At 57.9% G+C, this 5,611-nt stretch carries 3 rRNA genes; all 3 read left to right on the forward strand.

What is annotated here, in order from left to right:
• Nucleotides 1-234: 234 nt before the first annotated feature.
• Nucleotides 235-1,760: ribosomal RNA gene (locus G1H11_RS24880) — 16S ribosomal RNA — on the forward strand.
• A 358-nt stretch (nucleotides 1,761-2,118) separates the two neighbouring features.
• A 23S ribosomal RNA gene (locus G1H11_RS24885) occupies nucleotides 2,119-5,243 on the forward strand.
• A 193-nt stretch (nucleotides 5,244-5,436) separates the two neighbouring features.
• A 5S ribosomal RNA gene (rrf, locus tag G1H11_RS24890) occupies nucleotides 5,437-5,554 on the forward strand.
• The 16S, 23S and 5S rRNA genes sit together here, the layout of an rRNA operon.
• Nucleotides 5,555-5,611 lie beyond the last annotated feature (57 nt).

A 5,611-nucleotide genomic window follows, 5' to 3' on the forward strand; every position in this document is an offset into this window, starting at 1 on the left:
GTCCGATTCTTGAGAACTCAACAGCGTGCCAAGTTTGAATGTTGATGCCAATTGTTTGTTTGGCCTCGTTTTGCGGGCTTGTGCTCCTTTTTGGGGTGTGGGTTCGTGAGGTTATTTTCCTTTGGTAGAGCAGCAGGCCTCTTGTTTGTGGGGGGTTTGTTGTTTTGCTGGGATTGTTTTTCTTCTTTTGGTTTGGTGCCTTGCCCTTTTGTGGGTGGGGTGTCTATATGAACCTTAATGGAGAGTTTGATCCTGGCTCAGGACGAACGCTGGCGGCGTGCTTTACACATGCAAGTCGAGCGGAAAGGCCCCTTCGGGGGTACTCGAGCGGCGAACGGGTGAGTAACACGTGGGTGACCTGCCCTTAGCTCTGGGATAAGCCTGGGAAACTGGGTCTAATACCGGATACGACACACGGCTGCATGGTCTGTGTGTGGAAAGATTTATCGGCTGAGGATGGGCCCGCGGCCTATCAGCTTGTTGGTGGGGTAGTGGCCTACCAAGGCGACGACGGGTAGCCGGCCTGAGAGGGCGACCGGCCACACTGGGACTGAGACACGGCCCAGACTCCTACGGGAGGCAGCAGTGGGGAATATTGCACAATGGGCGAAAGCCTGATGCAGCAACGCCGCGTGAGGGATGACGGCCTTCGGGTTGTAAACCTCTTTCAGCGCCGACGAAGCCTTCGGGTGACTGTAGGCGCAGAAGAAGCACCGGCTAACTACGTGCCAGCAGCCGCGGTAATACGTAGGGTGCGAGCGTTGTCCGGAATTATTGGGCGTAAAGGGCTCGTAGGCGGTTTGTCGCGTCTGCCGTGAAAGCCCGGGGCTTAACTCCGGGTCTGCGGTGGATACGGGCAGGCTAGAGTCCGGCAGGGGAGACTGGAATTCCTGGTGTAGCGGTGAAATGCGCAGATATCAGGAGGAACACCAGTGGCGAAGGCGGGTCTCTGGGCCGGTACTGACGCTGAGGAGCGAAAGCGTGGGGAGCGAACAGGATTAGATACCCTGGTAGTCCACGCCGTAAACGTTGGGCGCTAGGTGTGGGTCCTCTTCCATGGGGTCCGTGCCGTAGCTAACGCATTAAGCGCCCCGCCTGGGGAGTACGGCCGCAAGGCTAAAACTCAAAGGAATTGACGGGGGCCCGCACAAGCGGCGGAGCATGCGGATTAATTCGATGCAACGCGAAGAACCTTACCTGGGCTTGACATACGCGGTAATCCGGCAGAGATGTCGGGTCCTTTTAGGGCCGTGTACAGGTGGTGCATGGCTGTCGTCAGCTCGTGTCGTGAGATGTTGGGTTAAGTCCCGCAACGAGCGCAACCCTCGTCCTATGTTGCCAGCACGTTATGGTGGGGACTCATAGGAGACTGCCGGGGTCAACTCGGAGGAAGGTGGGGATGACGTCAAGTCATCATGCCCCTTATGTCCAGGGCTTCACGCATGCTACAATGGCCGGTACAAAGGGCTGCGATACCGTGAGGTGGAGCGAATCCCAAAAAGCCGGTCTCAGTTCGGATCGGGGTCTGCAACTCGACCCCGTGAAGTTGGAGTCGCTAGTAATCGCAGATCAGCAACGCTGCGGTGAATACGTTCTCGGGCCTTGTACACACCGCCCGTCACGTCATGAAAGTCGGTAACACCCGAAGCCCATGGCCTAACCGGCTTGTCCGGGGGGAGTGGTCGAAGGTGGGACTGGCGATTAGGACGAAGTCGTAACAAGGTAGCCGTACCGGAAGGTGCGGCTGGATCACCTCCTTTCTAAGGAGCTTCTCTAACAGCCCTTTCTTCTTTGTGTTGGGGGGTTGTGGGGGCCATGCCGCGCACGAGTGTTGTGTGGGTGGTTGCTCGATGGATGGAACGTCAACATTCGGCTGTCATGCTTTCTGCCCGTGGTGGGTGGGGGTGTGGTGGTCGGCTTGGTGCGTTGTTGGGTCCTGAGGGATCGGCCGCTGTTGGTGGTTGGTTTCTTTGGTTGGTGTGGGGCCGGCTGGTTCCAGTATCCGCTGTCGCTCGTGTTGGGTGGTGGTGTGTGACTGGGGTGGTGGTTGGTTGTCCTGCCCGTGTTTTGAGAACTGTATAGTGGACGCGAGCATCTTCATTTTTGTGTGTTTTGTTGTGTCAAGTTAGTAAGGGCACACGGTGGATGCCTTGGTACCAGGAGCCGATGAAGGACGTGGGAGCCTGCGATAAGCCCCGGGGAGTTGGCAACCGAGCTATGATCCGGGGGTGTCCGAATGGGGAAACCCGGCGGCAGTCATGTGCCGTCACCTCCACCTGAACTCATAGGGTGGTTGGAGGGAACGTGGGGAAGTGAAACATCTCAGTACCCACAGGAAGAGAAAACAACAGTGATTCCGTGAGTAGTGGTGAGCGAAAGCGGATGAGGCTAAACCGTGCATGTGTGAGACCCGGCAGGGGTTGCGTGTGCGGGGTTGTGGGGTTGAACTGTGTCAGTGCTGCCGCGCTGGCCAGGAGTGATAAATCGCTGCTGAAGTTGAAAGATCTTGGATGGTCTGGCGTAGAGGGTGCGACCCCCGTAGACGTCAGGTAGCGACTCTGGAGTTCTTCTCCCAAGTAGCACGGGGCCCGAGAAATCCCGTGTGAATCTGCCAGGACCACCTGGTAAGCCTAAATACTCCCTGGTGACCGATAGCGGATCAGTACCGTGAGGGAATGGTGAAAAGTACCCCGGGAGGGGAGTGAAATAGTACCTGAAACCGTGTGCCTACAAGCCGTCAGAGCAGTCTCCTTGTGGGGTTGTGATGGCGTGCCTTTTGAAGAATGAGCCTGCGAGTTAGTGGTGTGTGGCGAGGTTAACCCGTGTGGGGTAGCCGTAGCGAAAGCGAGTCCGAATAGGGCGTTTCTAGTCGCATGCTCTAGACCCGAAGCGGAGTGATCTACCCATGGGCAGGGTGAAGCGCGGGTAAGACCGCGTGGAGGCCCGAACCGACCTACGTTGAAAAGTGGGCGGATGACCTGTGGGTAGGGGTGAAAGGCCAATCAAACTCCGTGATAGCTGGTTCTCCCCGAAATGCATTTAGGTGCAGCGTCGCGTGTTTCTTGCCGGAGGTAGAGCACTGGATGGCCGATGGGCCCGACAAGGTTACTGACGTCAGCCAAACTCCGAATGCCGGTAAGTGAGAGCGTGGCAGTGAGACTGCGGGGGATAAGCTTCGTAGTCGAGAGGGAAACAGCCCAGATCACCAGCTAAGGCCCCTAAGCGTGTGCTAAGTGGAAAAGGATGTGGAGTCGCACAGACAACCAGGAGGTTGGCTTAGAAGCAGCCACCCTTTAAAGAGTGCGTAATAGCCCACTGGTCAAGTGATTCCGCGCCGACAATGTAGCGGGGCTCAAGTACACCGCCGAAGCTGTGACAATCACACTATAGCCCAGCTGCGGCCCCTTGCGGGTTGTGGTTCAGGTGTGTGGTTGGGTAGGGGAGCGTCGTGTGGCCGGGGAAGCAGCAGCGTGAGCTAGTTGTGGAGGCTACACGAGTGAGAATGCAGGCATGAGTAGCGAAAGACGGGTGAGAAACCCGTCCGCCGAATGACCAAGGGTTCCAGGGCCAGGCTAATCCGCCCTGGGTGAGTCGGGACCTAAGGCGAGGCCGACAGGCGTAGTCGATGGACAACGGGTTGATATTCCCGTACCGGTGGTGACGCGACCATGTTGACCCCGGTGATGCTAACCACCCGAACCTGCCGTTCACCCTTCGGGGTGTGTGGTGGGGGAGCGTGGGACCCGAACCGGTAGTAGACAAGTGATGGGGTGACGCAGGAAGGTAGCCCATCCCGGGCGATGGTTGTCCCGGGGTAACAGTGCAGGGCCGTGGTAGGTAAATCCGCCACAGTAGCGCCCGAGGCTGGATGCCGAGCCGATTGTGGCGAAGTGGGTGATCCTATGCTGTCGAGAAAAGCCTCTAGCGAGTGTCATTGCCGCCCGTACCCTAAACCGACACAGGTGGTCAGGTAGAGAATACTAAGGCGATCGAGTGAACCGTGGTTAAGGAACTCGGCAAAATGCCCCCGTAACTTTGGGAGAAGGGGGGCCTGATTCGTGAACACCTTCGCGGTGGGAGCGTTGATGGCCGCAGAGACCAGGGGAAAGCGACTGTTTATTAAAAACACAGGTCCGTGCGAAGTCGCAAGACGATGTATACGGACTGACGCCTGCCCGGTGCTGGAACGTTAAGGGGACCGGTTAGCCTTTCGGGGCGAAGCTGAGAACTTAAGCGCCAGTAAACGGCGGTGGTAACTATAACCATCCTAAGGTAGCGAAATTCCTTGTCGGGTAAGTTCCGACCTGCACGAATGGCGTAACGACTTTCCCACTGTCTCAACCACGGACTCGGCGAAATTGCACTACGAGTAAAGATGCTCGTTACCCGCAGCAGGACGGAAAGACCCCGGGACCTTTACTACAGCTTGGTATTGGTGTTCGGTTCGGCTTGTGTAGGATAGGTGGGAGACTGTGAAGCAGCCACGCCAGTGGTTGTGGAGTCAACGTTGAAATACCACTCTGGTCGTACTGGATATCTAACCTCGGTCCGTGATCCGGATCAGGGACAGTGCCTGGTGGGTAGTTTAACTGGGGCGGTTGCCTCCTAAAGAGTAACGGAGGCGCTCAAAGGTTCCCTCAGCCTGGTTGGCAATCAGGTGGCGAGTGCAAGTGCACAAGGGAGCTTGACTGTGAGACAGACATGTCGAACAGGTACGAAAGTAGGAACTAGTGATCCGGCAGTGGCTTGTGGAAGCGCTGTCGCTCAACGGATAAAAGGTACCCCGGGGATAACAGGCTGATCCTGCCCAAGAGTCCATATCGACGGCATGGTTTGGCACCTCGATGTCGGCTCGTCGCATCCTGGGGCCGTAGTCGGTCCCAAGGGTTGGGCTGTTCGCCCATTAAAGCGGTACGCGAGCTGGGTTTAGAACGTCGTGAGACAGTTCGGTCCCTATCCGCTGCGGGCGCAGGAGACTTGAGAAGGGCTGTCCCTAGTACGAGAGGACCGGGACGGACGAACCTCTGGTGTGCCAGTTGTTCCGCCAGGAGCACGGCTGGTTAGCTACGTTCGGAAGGGATAACCGCTGAAAGCATCTAAGCGGGAAGCCTGCTTCAAGATGAGGTCTCCCACCGGGTTAACCGGGTAAGGCCCCCAGCTAGACCACTGGGTTGATAGGCCGGACGTGGAAGCGCAGAAATGCGTGAAGCTGACCGGTACTAATAGGCCGAGGACTTGACACACACCCACCACCCCGCCACGCGGCGGGCTGGTGACACACACAAAACCCTGCGATCAAACGCGTCCACTATACGGTTCCCGGAATACGGTCCGGACACCCCACACACACCCACCCACACCCCACCACACAAGGCGGGGGTGCACGGCCAGGGGCGTGTGTGGCGGGTACACACGGATTGACAATTCCCATAACGTTCCGGCGGTCACAGCGAAGCGGGAAACGCCCGGTCCCATTCCGAACCCGGAAGCTAAGCCCTTCAGCGCCGATGGTACTGCCCCGGAGACGGGGTGGGAGAGTAGGACACCGCCGGACACACACCACACAACCGAGGGCCACCCCCACAACCAGGGGGCGGCCCTCGGTTCATTT

This window comes from Phytoactinopolyspora alkaliphila, assembly GCF_010550695.1.
GTDB lineage: Bacteria > Actinomycetota > Actinomycetes > Jiangellales > Jiangellaceae > Phytoactinopolyspora > Phytoactinopolyspora alkaliphila.